General features: G+C 36.4%; 27 protein-coding genes and 1 other RNA gene. 24 read left to right on the top strand and 4 right to left on the bottom strand.

What is annotated here, in order from left to right:
- Window positions 1-51 precede the first annotated feature (51 nt).
- The 23 genes from rplP (at window position 52) to rplQ (ending at window position 11863) form a co-directional block, all read left to right on the top strand.
- Complete coding sequence (rplP, locus tag BZ25_RS09960) at window positions 52-477, top strand: 50S ribosomal protein L16 (protein WP_103065576.1); 426 nt, start codon at window positions 52-54, stop codon at window positions 475-477.
- On the top strand, window positions 477-677 hold the full coding sequence (gene rpmC / locus BZ25_RS09955; protein WP_012208609.1) for a 50S ribosomal protein L29: 201 nt from the start codon (window positions 477-479) through the stop codon (window positions 675-677). Before rplP ends, rpmC begins: the two co-directional genes overlap by 1 nt.
- 5 nt (window positions 678-682) lie before the next feature.
- On the top strand, window positions 683-1015 hold the full coding sequence (gene rpsQ / locus BZ25_RS09950; RefSeq protein WP_012208608.1) for a 30S ribosomal protein S17: 333 nt from the start codon (window positions 683-685) through the stop codon (window positions 1013-1015).
- Window positions 996-1364 carry a 50S ribosomal protein L14 gene (gene rplN / locus BZ25_RS09945; protein ID WP_012208607.1) on the top strand — a complete coding sequence of 123 codons (369 nt, stop codon included), beginning with the start codon at window positions 996-998 and terminating at the stop codon, window positions 1362-1364. Before rpsQ ends, rplN begins: the two co-directional genes overlap by 20 nt.
- Window positions 1365-1373: 9 nt before the next feature.
- Window positions 1374-1694, top strand: a complete 321-nt coding sequence (gene rplX / locus BZ25_RS09940) for a 50S ribosomal protein L24 (protein ID WP_121514866.1) — start codon at window positions 1374-1376, stop codon at window positions 1692-1694.
- A gap of 68 nt (window positions 1695-1762) precedes the next feature.
- Window positions 1763-2320: a 50S ribosomal protein L5 gene (gene rplE, locus BZ25_RS09935; protein WP_012208605.1), complete on the top strand. Its 558-nt coding sequence runs from the start codon at window positions 1763-1765 to the stop codon at window positions 2318-2320.
- A gap of 16 nt (window positions 2321-2336) precedes the next feature.
- Window positions 2337-2522 carry a type Z 30S ribosomal protein S14 gene (locus BZ25_RS09930; protein ID WP_012208604.1) on the top strand — a complete coding sequence of 62 codons (186 nt, stop codon included), beginning with the start codon at window positions 2337-2339 and terminating at the stop codon, window positions 2520-2522.
- A 14-nt stretch (window positions 2523-2536) separates the two neighbouring features.
- The gene (gene rpsH, locus BZ25_RS09925) at window positions 2537-2941 is read left to right on the top strand and encodes a 30S ribosomal protein S8 (RefSeq protein ID WP_012208603.1); all 405 of its coding nucleotides are present in this window, start codon (window positions 2537-2539) and stop codon (window positions 2939-2941) included.
- A 12-nt stretch (window positions 2942-2953) separates the two neighbouring features.
- Complete coding sequence (rplF, locus tag BZ25_RS09920; protein WP_103065575.1) at window positions 2954-3514, top strand: 50S ribosomal protein L6; 561 nt, start codon at window positions 2954-2956, stop codon at window positions 3512-3514.
- A gap of 30 nt (window positions 3515-3544) precedes the next feature.
- Window positions 3545-3913 (top strand): 50S ribosomal protein L18, encoded by a 369-nt coding sequence (rplR, locus tag BZ25_RS09915; protein WP_012208601.1) that lies wholly within the window; start codon window positions 3545-3547, stop codon window positions 3911-3913.
- A 16-nt stretch (window positions 3914-3929) separates the two neighbouring features.
- Window positions 3930-4463, top strand: coding sequence for a 30S ribosomal protein S5 (rpsE, locus tag BZ25_RS09910; protein WP_012208600.1), 534 nt, complete (start codon window positions 3930-3932; stop codon window positions 4461-4463).
- Window positions 4464-4466: 3 nt separating this feature from the next.
- A complete protein-coding gene (gene rpmD / locus BZ25_RS09905; protein WP_012208599.1) occupies window positions 4467-4652 on the top strand; it encodes a 50S ribosomal protein L30 in 186 nt (61 codons plus the stop codon).
- Between the two features lie 32 nt (window positions 4653-4684).
- Window positions 4685-5140: a 50S ribosomal protein L15 gene (gene rplO, locus BZ25_RS09900; RefSeq protein ID WP_121514865.1), complete on the top strand. Its 456-nt coding sequence runs from the start codon at window positions 4685-4687 to the stop codon at window positions 5138-5140.
- A 1-nt stretch (window position 5141) separates the two neighbouring features.
- On the top strand, window positions 5142-6422 hold the full coding sequence (secY, locus tag BZ25_RS09895; protein ID WP_012208597.1) for a preprotein translocase subunit SecY: 1281 nt from the start codon (window positions 5142-5144) through the stop codon (window positions 6420-6422).
- A 7-nt stretch (window positions 6423-6429) separates the two neighbouring features.
- Window positions 6430-7077 carry an adenylate kinase gene (locus tag BZ25_RS09890; RefSeq protein ID WP_012208596.1) on the top strand — a complete coding sequence of 216 codons (648 nt, stop codon included), beginning with the start codon at window positions 6430-6432 and terminating at the stop codon, window positions 7075-7077.
- The gene (gene map / locus BZ25_RS09885) at window positions 7074-7826 is read left to right on the top strand and encodes a type I methionyl aminopeptidase (RefSeq protein WP_121514864.1); all 753 of its coding nucleotides are present in this window, start codon (window positions 7074-7076) and stop codon (window positions 7824-7826) included. Before BZ25_RS09890 ends, map begins: the two co-directional genes overlap by 4 nt.
- Window positions 7827-8309: 483 nt before the next feature.
- Window positions 8310-8540 carry a translation initiation factor IF-1 gene (gene infA, locus BZ25_RS09880; protein WP_041534284.1) on the top strand — a complete coding sequence of 77 codons (231 nt, stop codon included), beginning with the start codon at window positions 8310-8312 and terminating at the stop codon, window positions 8538-8540.
- Between the two features lie 49 nt (window positions 8541-8589).
- Window positions 8590-8706 (top strand): 50S ribosomal protein L36, encoded by a 117-nt coding sequence (rpmJ, locus tag BZ25_RS09875; RefSeq protein WP_012208593.1) that lies wholly within the window; start codon window positions 8590-8592, stop codon window positions 8704-8706.
- Window positions 8707-8736: 30 nt separating this feature from the next.
- Window positions 8737-9102, top strand: a complete 366-nt coding sequence (gene rpsM / locus BZ25_RS09870) for a 30S ribosomal protein S13 (RefSeq protein WP_103065573.1) — start codon at window positions 8737-8739, stop codon at window positions 9100-9102.
- A 183-nt stretch (window positions 9103-9285) separates the two neighbouring features.
- The gene (gene rpsK, locus BZ25_RS09865) at window positions 9286-9675 is read left to right on the top strand and encodes a 30S ribosomal protein S11 (protein ID WP_103065137.1); all 390 of its coding nucleotides are present in this window, start codon (window positions 9286-9288) and stop codon (window positions 9673-9675) included.
- 19 nt (window positions 9676-9694) lie between these two features.
- The gene (gene rpsD, locus BZ25_RS09860) at window positions 9695-10330 is read left to right on the top strand and encodes a 30S ribosomal protein S4 (RefSeq protein WP_121514863.1); all 636 of its coding nucleotides are present in this window, start codon (window positions 9695-9697) and stop codon (window positions 10328-10330) included.
- A gap of 95 nt (window positions 10331-10425) precedes the next feature.
- On the top strand, window positions 10426-11487 hold the full coding sequence (locus BZ25_RS09855) for a DNA-directed RNA polymerase subunit alpha (protein ID WP_103065139.1): 1062 nt from the start codon (window positions 10426-10428) through the stop codon (window positions 11485-11487).
- A complete protein-coding gene (rplQ, locus tag BZ25_RS09850; protein ID WP_012208588.1) occupies window positions 11477-11863 on the top strand; it encodes a 50S ribosomal protein L17 in 387 nt (128 codons plus the stop codon). The genes BZ25_RS09855 and rplQ overlap by 11 nt, the downstream gene beginning before the upstream one ends.
- Before the next feature lie 38 nt (window positions 11864-11901).
- Here the strand turns inward: rplQ and rnpB are convergent.
- The 4 genes from rnpB to BZ25_RS09830 all read right to left on the bottom strand — a co-directional run bounded on the left by rnpB (window position 11902) and on the right by BZ25_RS09830 (window position 14879).
- Window positions 11902-12232, bottom strand: an RNA gene (rnpB, locus tag BZ25_RS09845) — RNase P RNA component class A.
- Entirely contained in the window at window positions 12231-13145 is a 915-nt protein-coding gene (locus tag BZ25_RS09840) for a TIGR01212 family radical SAM protein (RefSeq protein WP_121514862.1), read from the bottom strand. Before BZ25_RS09840 ends, rnpB begins: the two co-directional genes overlap by 2 nt.
- A 5-nt stretch (window positions 13146-13150) precedes the next feature.
- Entirely contained in the window at window positions 13151-13642 is a 492-nt protein-coding gene (locus tag BZ25_RS09835) for a hypothetical protein (protein WP_121514861.1), read from the bottom strand.
- Window positions 13551-14879: an amidohydrolase gene (locus tag BZ25_RS09830; RefSeq protein WP_121514860.1), complete on the bottom strand. Its 1329-nt coding sequence runs from the start codon at window positions 14877-14879 to the stop codon at window positions 13551-13553. Before BZ25_RS09830 ends, BZ25_RS09835 begins: the two co-directional genes overlap by 92 nt.
- Window positions 14880-15207: 328 nt before the next feature.
- Here BZ25_RS09830 and BZ25_RS09825 point away from each other — a divergent pair, with 328 nt between their 5' ends.
- Window positions 15208-16794, top strand: coding sequence for a hypothetical protein (locus BZ25_RS09825; RefSeq protein WP_121514859.1), 1587 nt, complete (start codon window positions 15208-15210; stop codon window positions 16792-16794).
- Window positions 16795-16979: the final 185 nt, after the last annotated feature.

Genomic DNA, 16979 nt, shown 5'->3' with positions numbered 1-16979 from the left:
GCGCTAAGCAAGTTAAAGATCGTAGAAATGGTAAAAAGGAGGAAATCCTAAATGTTGATGCCTAAAAGAGTAAAATACAGAAAACAACAACGCGGAACAGTCAGAGGAATGACAAAAGGTGCTAGTTTGGTGCATTTCGGCGACTGGGGATTAAAAGCGATGGAAAGCTCATGGATAACCGCTCAACAGATAGAAGCATGTAGGTTATCTATGGTAAGGACATTAAAAAGAACGGGAAATATATGGATTAACGTTTTTCCCGATAAGCCAATAACTTCTAAAGGAATTGGAACAAGGCAAGGAAAAGGTAAAGGTGATGTGGAAGGTTGGGTAGCGGTTGTAAAGAAGGGAAGAGTGATGTTTGAAATAGGTGGAGTCGATGAAGCAACTGCTAAAAGGGCCTTAGAGTATGCCGCCTCCAAGCTACCGATAAGGACTAAGATAGTTCAAAGATATGAAATAGGAGGGGAGCTCTGATGAGAATAACTGAGATGAGAGAATTAACAGACGAAGAGCTCAATCAAGAATTAAACAATTTGAAGGAAAAATTATTTCAATTGAGGTTTCAACTCGAACTTGGACAACTAAAAAATTCTTCTAGTATCAAACAAGTTAAGAAAGATATAGCTCGAATAAAGACCATCCTCAAAGAAAGGGAACTCGGAATAAGGAGGTAAATTTCATGTCTAAAAAGATAATAACTGGAAAAGTTGTAAGCAATGCGATGGACAAAACGATAACGGTTGAAACAGATAGACTTACAAAACATCCCAAATACCACAAATTTGTCAGAAAAACCAGAAGATACCATGCACATGATGAAAATAACGAATGTGAGATTGGAGATATTGTTGAAATAGAAGAATCCAGGAAGCTTTCCAAAACAAAGGCTTTTGTTTTAAAAAGAATTGTGAGAAAAAATATTTTATCGGAAGAAGTTGAAACACCAGACTCAGTTGAAGAAGAATTAAAAGAAGCCTTTGGAGGTGAGGTTGATGGTACAACTAGAGAGTAAAATCAGAGTTGCTGATAACTCTGGAGCAAAAGTATTAAGAGTTATCAAAGTACTCGGTGGGTTTCATAAATCAAAAGGAACCGTCGGAGACACCGTTGTTTGCTCCGTTAGGGAAGCCATACCTCACACAGATTTAAAAAAAGGTCAAGTAGTTCAAGCTGTTATTGTCAGAACGAAAAAAGAGATAAGAAGGAAAGATGGAACCTATATTAGATTTGATGACAATGCTGCGGTACTGATTGATAAAAATAAGTTACCTTTAGGAACGAGGGTTTTTGGTCCAGTAGCCAGAGAAGTACGGGAAAAAGGCTACGCGAAGATAGCATCGTTAGCAAAAGAAGTTTGGTGAGGTGAAAATATGTATAAAATAAAGAGAGACGACACAGTAGTAGTGATCTCTGGAAAAGATAAAGGAAAGAGAAGCAAAGTTTTGAGGGTTATTCCAAAGGGCAAAAAAGTCATTGTGGATAACGTAAACGTCGTCAAGAAGCATCAAAGACCCACTCAAAAGATGAGGGAAGGCGGAATTATTGAGCAACCCAGTCCCATTGATATTTCAAACGTTATGTTAGTCTGTCCAAACTGCAATCAAAAAACCAGAGTTGGATTTAAATTTCTTGAAGATGGAAGCAAAGTAAGATATTGCAAAAAATGTGGTGAAATAGTAGAAAAATCTTAATCCATTCAAATTTTGAAAACTTGTAAAAATCAAGTAGGTATGGTAAGAAGTAAAAAGGAGGACTATCAATGGAGAAAGTTCAGTATATACCTCTGAAAGACAGGTACAAAGAAGTAGTAATACCTTCAATGATGAAAGAATTTAACTACAAAAACGAATTACAAGTGCCGAAACTTGTAAAGATAGTTGTTAATATGGGAGTTGGAGAAGGTTCCAGGAACAGAGCAGTTGTTGAAAAACATGCCCAAGAGTTAACGAAGATAGTCGGACAAAAAGCCTTAATAGCCAGGGCAAAGAAAAGTGTTGCCAATTTTAAGGTTAGAGAGGGTATGCCGATAGGTGTGAAAGTTACCTTGAGAGGATGGAAAATGTATAATTTCTTGTATAAATTAAACCATGTTGTGCTCCCAAAATTGAGGGATTTTAGAGGGCTACCCGCCGACTCTTTCGATGGAAGAGGCAATTATACCTTCGGAATTCCTGAACAACTAATTTTTCCTGAAATCAGGCCTGATGATATAAGTAGAATTCAAGGCATGGATATAACAATCGTAACCACAGCTAAAACTGATGAAGAAGCCAGGAAATTATTAGAATATTTTGGTTTCCCGTTACAAAAAAAATAAATGGAGGGTGTGAGTAATGGCAAAAAAGGCACTTATAGAAAAATCTAAAAGAACTCCGAAGTATAAAACAAGAGAATACTCACGATGTAAAGTATGTGGTAGACCAAGAGCTGTTTATAGAGAATTTGGTTTATGCAGAATATGTTTCAGAGAACAAGCTCTGGAAGGTAAACTTCCTGGAGTTAAGAAGGCTAGCTGGTAAGGAGGGAAAAACGAATGTGGAGCGATCCGGTAGCTGATATGCTAACCAGAATAAGGAACGCCAATTCGGTGTTCAAAGAAAGTGTTGAAATACCCGCTTCAAACTTAAAAAAAGACATTTTAGAAATAATGAAAAAAGAAGGATTTATCAATGATTATAAATTCATAGACGATGGTAAACAAGGAATACTCAAAGTCTATTTGAAGTACAAAGGTACAAGAAGAGATAAAAAACCTATAATGGAAGGGATCATAAGGGTTTCAAAAAGCGGAAGAAGAGTGTATGTTAATACCCGTAACATACCAAAAGTCAAGGGTGGATTAGGTATAGCTATACTCTCAACATCCCAAGGAGTAATGACCGATAAAGAAGCAAGAGAGAAAAAAGTTGGTGGAGAAGTAATCTGTTATGTATGGTGAGGAGGTGCCTAGATGCCACAATCGAGAATAGCTGATAAACCAACAATTATTCCTGATGGTGTAGAATTATCTGTGGATGGACAAACAATAAAAATCAAAGGTAAAAATGGTGAATTAAGTCTCAATTTACCCGAATATTTGGAAGTTGACAGAGATAACAACGAATTAATGATTAAAACAAAAGAAGGCGTAGTTAAAAGAAGTTCAGACGAGAAGCGATTAAAAGCGCTAAGAGGCACGTTCACCTCTCATGTGAGAAACATGATTAAAGGTGTAACTGAAGGATACAAAAAAGAATTGGAAATTGCCGGTATTGGGTACAGAGCTCAACTTCAAGGTAAAAACTTAATCTTGAATCTTGGTTATTCAAACCCCGTAGAATTTCCAGTCCCTGAAGGAATAACTATAGAAGTTCCACAACCCACAATAGTAGTCGTTAAAGGTATAGATAAATACAAAGTCGGAGAAGTCGCCGCAAGGATAAGAAGCTTAAGAAAAGTTAACGTTTACAGTGGTAAAGGTATAAAATATGTTGGAGAAAGTGTTTTAAGAAAAGAAGGAAAGAAAGTTTAAAACATTTCCGCAAAGGAGGTCCCTTTTAAATTGATAAAACAATTAGACAAAAAAGCCCTTAGACAAAAAAGGCACTTAAGAGTGAGAAAAAACGTTAGAGGAACATCAGAAAAACCAAGATTGACGGTTTTTAAAAGTCAAAAGCACATATATGCTCAAATTATAGACGACACTAAAGGTGTTACTTTGGCGTCAGCTTCAACAACCCAAAAACAACTGAAAGAAAAATTAGAAAAAACATGGGATGAAAACGCTGCAAAAGAAGTAGGGAAACTCATAGCCGAAAAAGCAAAAGAAAAAGGTATAACAGAAATTGTTTTTGATAGAAGCGGTTACAAATACCATGGAAAAGTAAAAGCTCTTGCTGAAGCAGCAAGAGAAACGGGCTTAAAGTTTTAGGAGGTGTTGGTAATTTATGCCGAACGATCAGAAAGTAAAAGCTACTGATGCTGCAAATGAATTAGAAGAAAGAGTAATCGAAATTCGAAGGGTCAGCAAAGTAACTAAAGGTGGAAAAACCATTTCGTTTCGTGCAGTTTCGGTAGTAGGTAATCGAAATGGAAAAGTAGGATTAGGAATCGGGAATGCCCGAGAAGTTCCACAAGCCATAAGAAAATCAATTGAAAATGCAAAGAACAATATGATAGAAGTCCCCGTTAAAAACGGAACTATTCCTTACGAAATAATCGGTGAACAAGATGCTTCCACTGTATTACTGTTCCCAGCAGGCCCAGGTACCGGTGTTATAGCCAGTTCAGCTGTAAGAGCTGTTGTTGAATTAGCCGGAATAGATAATATTCTAAGTAAATCCATTAGTTCAACGAACGTATTAAATTTAGCTAAAGCCACTTACAATGGATTAAAAAAGTTGAGATCTCCTCAAGAAATTGCAAAGTTGAGAGATTTAACTGTTAAACAAGTATTCTTTGGCGCTCACAAGGGGGTATGAGTAATGTCAAGTCTAAAGATAAAGTTAGTAAAAGGAAGAGCAGGGAAAGACAAAAGACAATTAGCTACTCTCGATGCTTTAGATTTAACTAGAAAAGATAAAGTAGTAATAAAACCTGACAATCCCCAAATTAGAGGAATGATAAGGACTGTACATCACTTAGTTGAGTGGGAAGAAATCGATTCTTAATTAAACAAATTGTAAATAAGGAGGCTATATACATGCCACTTAAAATAGAAGATCTAAAACCTACACCAGGATCAAGGAAACCCAAAAAAAGGTTAGGAAGAGGAATAGGCTCAGGATTAGGAAAAACATCTGGCAAAGGGCATAAAGGTGAAAAGGCTAGAGGAAGAGGTAAAATTGGTAGAACATTTGAAGGTGGACAAACAAACATTATTAGAAGAACTCCAAAATTTGGATTCTCTAATGCGCCATTCAAAAAAGTATATTCTGTTGTAAACGTAGAAACATTAGAAAAGTATTTCTCAGAAAATGAAGAAGTAACTCCAGACATACTTTTAGAAAAGAAATTGATAAAAAAATTGAACGATGGAGTAAAAATATTAGGAAAAGGAGAAATATCAAAACCTCTTGTTGTCAAAGCTAACATTTTCTCTCAAACCGCTAGAGAGAAAATTGAAGCTGTTGGCGGGAAAATAGAGGTGATTGAATAACATGTTCAAAGCCTTTAGAAACGTTTTTAGGATTCCTGAATTAAGGGATAGAGTTATATTCACCTTTTTAGCGTTGATAGGGTTTAGAATAGGTATATACATCCCCATTCCGGGAATAAATGTAGAAGCCTGGCAAGCTGCTTTAAGTGGAGCATCCCAAGGAGCGGTTGGAGGATTCATAGGTTTTTTTGACGTCTTTGCTGGAGGGGCATTAAGCAATTTATCAATATTTGTTCTCTCAGTAACACCCTATATTACGGCTTCAATCATTTTTCAACTTCTCTCTTCTATAATACCTAGTTTGAAAGAGATGTTGAGAGAAGGTGAAAGTGGGAGAAAAAAATTCGCTCACTACACGAGGATGTTAACGTTAGTATTAGCTTTTGGACAAGGATTACTAATGTCCATAGCTGCCAACAATTACAGATCCCCCAATCTATCACCAGTTCTCTTTGTAACTTTAGCAACCGTTTCTATAGCTGCAGGAACGATGTTTTTACTATGGATAGGTGAATTAATCACCGAAAAAGGAATAGGAAACGGGGTATCTGTTTTAATATTTGCTGGTATAGTATCCAGATACCCTACATATGCAGCCGAAGCTCTCATAGGTTTAACCCCATTAGAATGGATACTCTTAGCCGCTGTTGCTATATTTATAGTAATAGCTGTAGTAGCGGTTCAAACATCTGAAAGAAGGATTAATATTCAATATGCAAAAAGAGTAGTCGGCACAAAAATTTATGGAGGTTCCTCAACATATTTACCTATTAAGGTAAATGGTGGAGGGGTAATTCCCATAATCTTTGCCTCCGCTATTATGACCCTACCCAGTATGATTGCTGGGGTAACAAACACTACCGTAGACGATAGACTATTTGCCATAGGTTCTCCACTTTATCTTGTGTTGTATGGTTTGCTGGTTTTCTTTTTTACATACTTCTACAGTTCTGTTGTTATGGATCCAAACGACGTAGCAAATAACATACAAAATTATGGTGGGTTCATACCAGGTTTAAGACCAGGAAAACCGACTGTTAATTACATCACTTCAGTCATGACCAGGGTAACTTTCATAGGAGCGATCTTTTTAGTAGTAATTGCCTTGGTTCCCTACTTTATCAGAGGCGCTTCAGGGATGCAGCAAATCTGGATAGGTGGTACCAGTACACTAATAGCCGTTGGAGTTGCTTTAGATATTGTCCAACAGATGGAGCAACACATGATAGTTAGACAATATGAAGGCTTCATGAAAAAAGGAAGGTTACGAGGAAGGAGATGAATTTTCTTTGAGACTTTTATTTTTCGGACCCCCTGGTGCAGGTAAAGGAACCCAAGCCAAAAAAGTTGCCCAGGAGTTTCAAATTGTACACATATCCACCGGAGATATTTTAAGGGATGCTGTTAGCAAAGGTACAGAATTAGGTAAAATGGCTAAAGCAATTATGGATCGTGGAGAATTAGTTTCGGATGAAATAATGAACAGTTTGGTAAAAGAAAGATTGGAAGAATTAGATTCTTTTATTCTTGACGGTTACCCCAGAACTTTAGACCAAGCAAAATTTTTAGACCAAGCAACAAAAGAGTTACAAAAAGAAATAGATGCGGCAGTACTAATTGACGTTTCCGAAGAAGAAATAGTAAAAAGGATAAGTAATAGAAGAGTCTGTCCAAACTGTGGAAAAGTATATAATTTAATTACCCTTCAACCAAAAGAAGACGAAAAATGTGATGTATGTGGTACAAAATTAATTCAAAGAGACGATGACAAAGAAGAAGTAGTCAGAGAAAGATACAAAGTATATAAGAAAAATACCGAGCCCGTAATAGAATATTATAGAAAAAATAACAAAATAATTACAATAGACGGTGCCCAAAATGTTGAAGACGTTACAAAAGAATTGTTTAATATACTAAGGAGTTTTAACAAACAATGATAATAATTAAGACTGATCAAGAAATAGAAATGATGAGACGGGCTGGAAAGAAGCTTGCCCGTCTTCTTGACGCTTTACTTCCTGAAATAGTAAAAGAAGGCGTTAACGGAGAAAGTATTGAAAAATATGTTTTAGAATACATGGAAAAGGAAGATGCTATACCCACCTTCAAAGGTTATAATGGTTACAAATATGCGATCAACTTTTCTGTAAATGAAGAAGTTGTCCATGGATTTCCATTGAGAAGTAAAGTTTTAAAAAATGGAGATATTGTATCTGTAGATTGTGGTTTAACTTACAAAGGATACATAGCAGATTCAGCCAGAACCTACATAATTGGACAAGTTTCTGAAAGGGAAAAAGAATTGGTTGAAGCGACCAAAGAGTCTTTGTACATGGGTATAAAAAAAGCTGTTGTTGGTAATACCATTGGTGACATTGGTTACGAAGTTCAAACTTACATTGAAAGTAAAGGTTTTTCTGTAATAAGGGAATACGTAGGTCACGGGGTAGGAAGAAAATTGCATGAAGATCCCCAAATTCCAAATTATGGAAGGCAAGGAAGGGGTCCAAAAATAAGAAAAAACATGACCCTTGCAATAGAACCAATGGTATCTATGGGAAGCTATGAAGTAGATATTTTAGAAGACGGTTGGACAGCGGTAACCAGAGATAGCTCAAAAGCAGCACATTTTGAACACACAATTGCCGTGACTGAAAATGGCCCAGAAATACTAACGCAACTATAATTTAAGGGTTTATTTTTGTGGTCAACATGGAGAATCCTTACTTTATCCCTTTTATCCTTGTGGGTGGGCTGCGGTTTGCAAATGGATAAAAAGCCTTTTATCCTTATGGGTGGGGAGCGGGGGAAGGGCGCTAATAAAGGCTAAGCGCAGCTTACGAGAAAACGATGCTAACTATTAACTCACAAAAAACGTTCTACTTTTAAAAGGGTCACAGGGTGAAGCCCTTTTGCGGCCTTGTGCAAAAAGTTTTTTTAAGTTTGCCGCAGTATGCAAACAGTTTTTTGAGTGATTTTGACCTTGATTTGGGGTTTTTAAGGGGATTCCCCTTAACGTTCGGGGACCTTAAGGGGCTTGCCCCTTAACGAATGGGTCTAAGGGACCGCAGGTCCCCCACTCACATGGGTGGGGAGCGGGGGAAGGGCGCTAAATCGTACTTTACAGTTTCTAATGACAGTAAAAATCCCTGAAAAAGGAGGGATTGTATTGGCTAAAAAAGACGTCGTTGTTATGCAAGGATACATCATTGAAGCTTTACCTAATGCAAATTTTAAAGTTAAATTAGATAATGGGCATGAAATATTAGCCCATATTTCTGGGCGAATGAGAAAAAACTTCATCAAAATACTTCCAGGAGACCGAGTTACTGTGGAAGTTTCCGTTTACGATTTAAACAAAGGAAGAATTGTTAAAAGGGAAAAAGTCAACAAAGATTGAAAAAATGGATTAATATAGATGATGAGAATCAAGAAGGAGGAAATAAATAATGAAGGTGAGGGCTTCTGTAAAAAAACGATGTGAGCACTGTAAAATAGTAAAAAGAGGCGGAAAGGTTTGGGTTGTCTGTTCTAAAAATCCAAAGCATAAGCAAAGACAAGGATAATATGAATTTCTTTATAAGGAGGATAAAAGGATGGCGCGTATTTTAGGTGTGGAAGTACCAGATAATAAAGCATTATTTGTAGGATTAACATATATTTATGGAATAGGAAGAAAAACAGCACTTGATATATTAAATACCTTAGAGATTGACCCAAACAAAAAAGCAAAAGAACTAACCGACGATGAAATTTCAAAACTAAGTCACCACATTAACGAAAATTATAAAGTTGAAGGTGAACTAAGGCAAGAAATTAACAAAAATATTAAGCGTTTGATAGACATCGGCAGTTACAGGGGGAAAAGGCATAAAGCGGGGTTACCCGTAAGAGGGCAGAAAACCCACTCCAACGCAAGAACCAGAAAGGGACCAAGACTAACCAAGATCAAAAAGAGATAACAAAAATGGAACCTCACATCATCCTTATAAGTGAGTAGTAGGGTTTAAGGGACCGCAGGTCCCTCTTCCACATGGGTGGGCAGCTATGTAAATGGATAAAAATTACTTTAACCTTATGGGTGGGGAGCGGGGCGAAGGGGCGCTAACACAATAAACAAAATTTTTAAGGAGGCTTTTAAATAAATGGCAAAAGGTGGAGCAAAGCAAAGAACCAAAAAAAAGAAAGCTGCTCCTGAAAAAGCAGCAATACACATTCATTCAACCTTCAACAACACAATCGTTACATTAACAGATACTGAAGGTAGGCCAATAATATGGTCTAGTGGGGGAAATGTTGGATTCAAAGGAGCCAAAAAAGGGACTCCATTTTCAGCTCAAATGGCCTCAGATAAAGTAGCAAAAGAAGCTATAAATCTGGGAGTAAAAAGAGTTGATGTATATGTTAAAGGACCTGGTTCAGGAAGAGAATCTGCGATTAGAGCTTTACAAGCTGCTGGTCTAAGTGTAGAAAGTATAAAAGATGTTACCCCTATACCTCACAACGGTTGTAGGCCAAAAAAGAAAAGATTCTAATTAAGGAGGGAAAGAATTAATGGCGAGGTACATAGGACCACTAGAAAAATTATCTCGACGCGAAGGAATAAACCTTTATTTAAAAGGGAAAAGAAGCTACACCGAGAAATCAGCCCTTAGAAAAAGGAATTATGTTCCGGGGCAACATGGAAGACAAAAGCAAAAGTTGACTCAATACGCTATACAATTAAGATCTAAGCAAGCCTTAAAAAGAATGTATGGCTTAATGGAAAGACAATTCAGAAACACTTTTGAAGAAGCGGAAAGATCTAGAAGTGGAGAAACTGGAGAAGTTTTGATGCAACTCTTAGAAAGAAGGCTAGATTCAGTAGTTTATCAAATGGGGTTCGCACCAAACAGAAGAACCGCAAGGCAAATAGTAACTCACGGGCATATATTAGTTAATGGAAAAAAAGTGAATATTCCTTCTTACAGAGTTAAAGTAGGGGATGTAATAGAAGTCAAAGAAAAGAGCCGTAACATACAACAAGTACGCGAAGGATTAGAACTAGTGCAAGAAGGGTATAGAAATATTCCCAATTGGTTAAACGTTGAAATTGAAAATTTTAGAGGAACTTTCCAAAGACTACCAAAGATTGATGAAATGGATGTTCCTGTACCTTTGACTAACATCATAGAGCTTTACTCTAAGTAATAAAGTATTATTTATTTGGACCACAAAATATCACCTCGCTCATAAGGGCAGGAAAGGAGGTGTGCTCTGATTCCCTAATAAGGATCAGAGATAGTATGGAGATATTAATAAAACCAGAAAAATTTAGGATAGTACAAAAAGAAGAGCAAGATGAATATAACTACTCAAAATACGAATTGTTTCCTCTGGAAAAGGGGTACGCTATAACTCTAGGTAATGCTTTAAGGAGGGTGCTTTTGTCTTCTATTCCATCTTTGGCTATAACCGGGCTACGTATCCCAGGAAAATTACATGAATACGACACAGTTGAGGGTATAAAAGAAGACATCATAGAAATAACTTTAAACTTGAAAAAGGTTCAATTAAAGGTCGACGACATTGAAAAAATTAATGAGATTGATTATCCAATTTTATTAAGTTTAAGAAAGAAGTACAAAGCAGGCCAAGTCATAAAAAGTGGAGACATAAAAACTCCGGCAGAATTAGAGGTTGCTAACCCAGATTTCGTCATAGCCCATGTGAACAAAGATATGGAAGTAGACTTTGAACTGTACGCTCAAGCAGGAAAAGGTTTCATCCCTGCCCAAGAATTGACATTTCAAAGTGACATCGAATACATATTCATAGATGGAGTGTTCAGCCCCGTTCTTAAAGTTAACTATTTAACCGAAAATATCCGTGTTGGAAGAAGAACCGACTACGATAAACTAATACTTGAAATTTGGACGAAAAAAAACATCACCCCCACTGAAGCATTGAAAGAAGCAACAAAAATTTTGATGGAACATTTTGACTTCATTTCCAGACTTTGGGAAAGAGAAGGACAAGTCGGCGCTATAGAACAAATGGAAGTTTCGGTTGAAAAAGAAGAGGAAGAGGAAGAAGAGGAAGAAAATATTTTTGGATTGCCAAAGGATTTAATGGAAACGCAGCTTGATTCTTTGGATTTAACGAAAAGAGCCAAAAACTGTTTAAAAAGAGAAAAAATAGACACCATTGGAGAGCTATTAAAAAGAAAACCCGCCGACCTTCTCAAAATCAAAAACTTTGGTAGAAAATCTTTAGATGAGATAAAAAATGAGCTAAAAGAGAAATTTGATATAGATTACGAAAAATTATACCAAGAAGAAAGGGGGAACACCTTCGATGAGGCATAGAGTCAAAACTAAAAAATTAAATAGATATGCTTCCCATAGAAAAGCTTTGTTGAACAATTTGGCAAGAAGTGTATTTGAATCTGAAAGCATAATTACTACTACCGCCAAAGCAAAAGCCGTAAGGCCCCTTGTTGAAAGAATAATCACCAAGGCAAAGGAAGCTAATTCAACCGATCTCCCAGAAAGAAGAGTAGCTTTAAATAGAGACATAAACAAACACTTCAACGACAGAAAACTAGTCTACAAAATAGTACATGAGATCGCACCTCGATACGAAAATAGAAACGGTGGTTACACAAGAATATTAAAAATCGGTTATAGAAAAGGTGACGCTTCGGAATTATCTATACTCCAATTACTCCCAAAAGAAGAATAACTTAAAAAATGACGCCCAGCAAGGGCGTCATTGTTAAATATATCAGTAGGACTATAAGCCGGATTCTGTAAAGTTGACCATTAATCTACGCGGTCTACCCAGAAGGCGGACACTAAAGTCTCTCGGCGGGCAACCTCTGGCCTTCTTGTTTGACCTTGCTCAAGATAGAGGTTACCAAGCTGCCAGATCGCTCTGACACTGGTGAGCTCTTACCTCACCGTTCCACCCTTGCCTTTCGGCGGTTTTCTTTTCTATGGCCCTATTCAGGGATCACTCCCTCTGGTTGTTAACCAGTATCTTGCCCTTAGAGTCCGGACTTTCCTCAAAATAGGCCCAAGTATGCCTACTCGCGATCAACCGTCCTACTTCAATTATTCAAATAATTAAAAAATTTTCCCTGATAGGAACCTCTCTCTCTCATCGTATTTTCAATTAAGTTTAAAATTTTTATTTTAGAAATCCCCCAATTTCCATGTAACGTCCCAATTTTTGGAGGATCGGCAACGAGCCTATGAATTACAATCTTTGGATCCAAATATTCCAAGAAAGTAATTGCCCTTTCTACAAAATCATCCAACGTCAAGGGCACAAACTCCCCACTTTTATACAAATCCGCAAGCTTTGTATTTTCAACGATATACAAAGAATGCAATTTTACACCGTCAACCTTCAACGCTGAACTAACTTTAGCCATCTCTTTCACATCTTCTAATGTATCACAAGGAAAATCTATTATGTAATGCAGAATAACCTCTAGTTCAGCTTTTTTTAACCTGTTAACAGAATCTATAACCTCTGCCAAAGAATGCCCTCTGTTCATATACTTTAACGTGTTAGGGTTAGTGCTCTCAACACCAAGCTCAACGTAAACATCAACCCTATCTTTAAAAGTTTTTAAAAGTGTTATCACTTCATCTGGGACACAATCAGGTCGGGTTGATACATCCAAACCTACTATTCTATCGTCTATCAAAGCACTTTCATACTTCTCTTTCAATTCATCAACAGGGGCGTAAGTATTGGTGTTTGCCTGAAAATAGGCGAGGAACTTATTAGCTTTTTTCTCGTATCTATTAATCATTTCTTTAACCTGTTCTTCGATACTCACCTTGGGTTTAAAGGCTGCAAAACCGCTCCCCGTTAGATCACAATAAATACATCCACCCTTACCTCTCTCGCCTGTTTTATTTGGGCAAGTAAATCCTGCATTGATTGGTAACCTTTGCACCCTTTCACCGTATCTATTCTTAAAATACTCACTCAACCTATTATACAAATCCAACAAAATCACCATCGATTCAACTGAAGTTTCAAGTCGTTTATTACACTTCTTTTTGGACCATAAACAACGAAGAATAAGTTGTTTACTCCCCTATACCATGCACTAATTTGCATCTTCATATACGCGTCGTTATACTCACCATATATAAAGGGAATAGCTGAAAAAGTAGCGGCTAAGCCATCAGAATAATCACTAACAAAGGTATACCAAAAATTCAACAAAGCGAATGGATTCTCGAAATGAACAATGTGAACTTCGTACAAACCTCCATTCTTTTTGAAGTTCATCTCCAAATGTTCGCCAGTATCTGGGACCGTTGTGTTTATTATCGTCCCATTTCTGGTGACTATCCTACTTATCTCTTCATAGCCTGTAGGAGAAAACTCTATGTAATCATCGATGGGTTTAGATATCCCTATCGTCGTTATGGCTATCAAAATGATCACTATTATTATACTTATCTTCGATTCTTTGGTAAAATTTGTGGAATTTCTCATATATTTGCTCCTTTTCTTCTTTTAAACTTAAAAATTCTCTATCGTAGTATAGGAATTTGCCGGCTACCATCGTTGCAAAGACGTTCTTAGGATTTGCAGAATAAACTATATGAGACTTTAACCTTGATAAGTCATTAGGGAAAAACTCAAAAGAATCCATATCTAAAACAACCAAATCCGCTTTAAACTCAGGTTCTAACCTTCCGATATTTGTTTCTAAGGCAAAACCTCCGTTCTCCCAGCTCATTCTCAAAATCTGTTCTACTGAAAATCTATCAGGTCCGTACTTGTATTTCTGCAATATACCTCCAAACTTCATCTCGTTGAAAAAGTTCAAAGAGTTGTTGCTTGCAGAACCATCCGTACCAAAAGTCACGTTTATATTCTTATCGAGCATATCCACTATGGGAGCTATCCCGTTACCCAACTTCATATTACTAATCGGGTTATAAGCCACGTTCACTTCGTTCCTTGAAAGAACTTCTATATCTTTTTCATCGACATGGACACAGTGCGCCGCTATCGTAGGAAGATCGAACAAACCCGTATTTTCAACATCTAAAAGATTGTACTGCTTTCTTTCATTTGCTGATTCTAACAAATGAATCTGAATGTGAGTGTTGTACTTTTTCGCGATCTCAGCTACTTCTTGCAATTTATCCATTGGAACGGTGTAAGGGGCATGAGGTCCAAAGCCTATATAAATTCTATTATCCAATCCATTGTATTTTTCATACGTTTCGATATTTTCTTTTATCCTTCTATTCCAACCCTCGTCTGTATCAAAAGAAAGCCCTCTTGAGATATATGCACGAATCCCTAAATCGTATGCAGCCTTGGCTATCTCATCAGTAAACATATACATATCAACAAAAGTTGTTATTCCGTTGAAAATCATCTCCAACATAGAAACTAAAGCACCGTAGTAAGCCATTTCACTTTCCAAAAAATCCTCTCTTGGCAGCATCTCTTTGAACAACCAATCGTTAAGTGATAAATCATCGGCTATACCTCTAAAATAAGACATTACTGAATGGCTATGGGTGTTAATAAATCCAGGGACGATCAACTTACCAGTTAGATCGTACTCGTCCATATCTCCCAAATCCACCTCGGTTGAATCACCTGGTGCAAGTAAGTCTTCGATCTCATCATCGTCTATTAATATATCAAATTTTTCTACATCATCATCAGCACTTATTAGAACATACGCATTCTTCAAAAGCTTTTTAGACATATCCACAACTCCTTTGGTTGTTTTCATTAATATTATACTATAAAATATCGTTTGTGAGATGATTTTTAAAAGAAAAAAACATACAATCAAGTAAAATAGACAAATCAAACTTCATTGAAAAAGCATTAAAAAACAACAAAAATGTAAATTTTTTTGAAAAAAGTAAATTTTTTGTGGTATAATAATTTCTATGTTAATATGAAGTGACTGCGATTAACTAAAGGGGTGATTGTGAAGAGAAAGTTCACAGAATCGTTTGTTGTAGGAGTTTTTTGATTCACTTCTTTGTAAAAAAGGTGTACAAATTTGAATGGGGGTGAATTTAGGTATGAAAAAATATTGGTATGTTGTGGTTTTAGCGGTTTCTCTGTTTTTACTGGGGGCGTGTGTTACAGATACAACACCTCCACCTCCTTCTTATCCAGATTCAGTAAGCGATTTAGAAGAGATTCCAGAGGATTTGTCCGTGGTAACTGTTCTTACTGACGACGAGGTACAGGCATTAATAACGGACGTTAGTGATTACGTCACTGCACAAGAGTCTGAGTCTGAATCTGAACCTGATCCTACTTCAATTCTTAAATCCGTGCCTGAACTAATGTCTGAACCAACACCTGATGCAACTGAGGTTAAGGGTTATTATAATGGATTGATGAATGTTTTTCATCAACATTCAGCGGTAGAAGCAAAATTAAGAAACATGGTGAGATATTCTAAAGGTTTAGTAGGAGTAACTGATCTTGAAGTTGAAATTACAGGAACAGCTAAAGAGGAAATAATAGATGCTTTAAATGCGTTATTTGAACCTGACGAGATTGACGAGACTATAGCAGTTCCTGATACATTGATTCTTGATTACAGGGATTTCATGTATTTAAGAGCATTAGCTGGCGGTTTACTTGCTATATATGATAGTGAAGAACCAGTTAATGGTTGGTTTGAGAATCTAGATGAGGTAATCGCCATAATGGATTCTATTGAAGCAGAAGAGCCACCAGAAGATCTATTCATAGATGAGGCTTTAGAAGATATTACAGGGTTTGTTGATTATTTGAATGCGTCGTCAGAAGTTTATCCTTTTGAAGTAGAGGGAACTTGGACTGAATTAGACACATTAGTAACAAATTTAGCCGGCATAGCTGCACCAACTGATGAATTAAATGCCGCGGATATATTTGCAGAAGGTCTTTTACAAATAGGTGGAATGAAATTCGTTGTTGATACATTAGATTCCTTTGTTGAAATTATTAATGGTGTATATGTTTTTGAAGTTGACAACACTGATGCCAATGGTTGGAGAAAAGATGACAAAACAAGTTTGTTTGAATATGCGATGAAACTCACTGGCGAAAATTCAGAAGATGATATCAGTATAAAAACTGACTTAAATGAGGATATTTCTCTTGAAAATGTACCTGCAGAAATCACAGAGTTGAAGTTTGGAAGCGTAGATTTATTAAAAGAAGTCAAGGTAGCAGATTTATTAGGTGAGTTAAATGGACTTCTTCCCGCGGGTAAATTGGATATAACCACGAAAGCTAGTACTTCAACAGAACAAGGGACTGCCGATTTTTCTGGCTCCTTATTAAGCGTAGATTTCGGAGTGTTATCTTCAGATGGAACCTTAGAGTTGCTGAAAAATAATTTAGGAGTAGAAGCAGATATAATTGATGAGTTAAAAGCTATAAATATTTGGACAATAATAGCTACACCTGAACCAACTCCAGAGCAAATTGGAGAAATAATAGGTATAATTCTAAATAATCTAACATTTATAGAAAAAGAAGAAGATTCTTTAAGTATGACCATAGACATAGACGACTCTATATCTGAAGAAGTCACAATAGAAACTGAAGGAGTTACAATAGATCAATTAATTATTGAATTTATTGCTGAGTCAATGCAACAGTTATAAAACCAAAAAAACCATAATTATCTCGTAGATTAAGAACTACTAAAACATGAGATTAAAATTCTACTAATAAAAGTAATTATTCCAAAATTTAATAAAATATCCAAAAAATCCATCCCTATATTCTTGACTTTTACTTAGTTAAATGGGGATGGATTTTTAAAAAATGTAAAGGTATTTGAAAAAAT

The organism is Petrotoga sp. Shatin.DS.tank11.9.2.9.3, assembly GCF_003665005.1.
In the GTDB taxonomy this organism is placed as follows: domain Bacteria; phylum Thermotogota; class Thermotogae; order Petrotogales; family Petrotogaceae; genus Petrotoga; species Petrotoga mobilis.
This window is presented reverse-complemented; position numbering and strand designations above follow the sequence as displayed.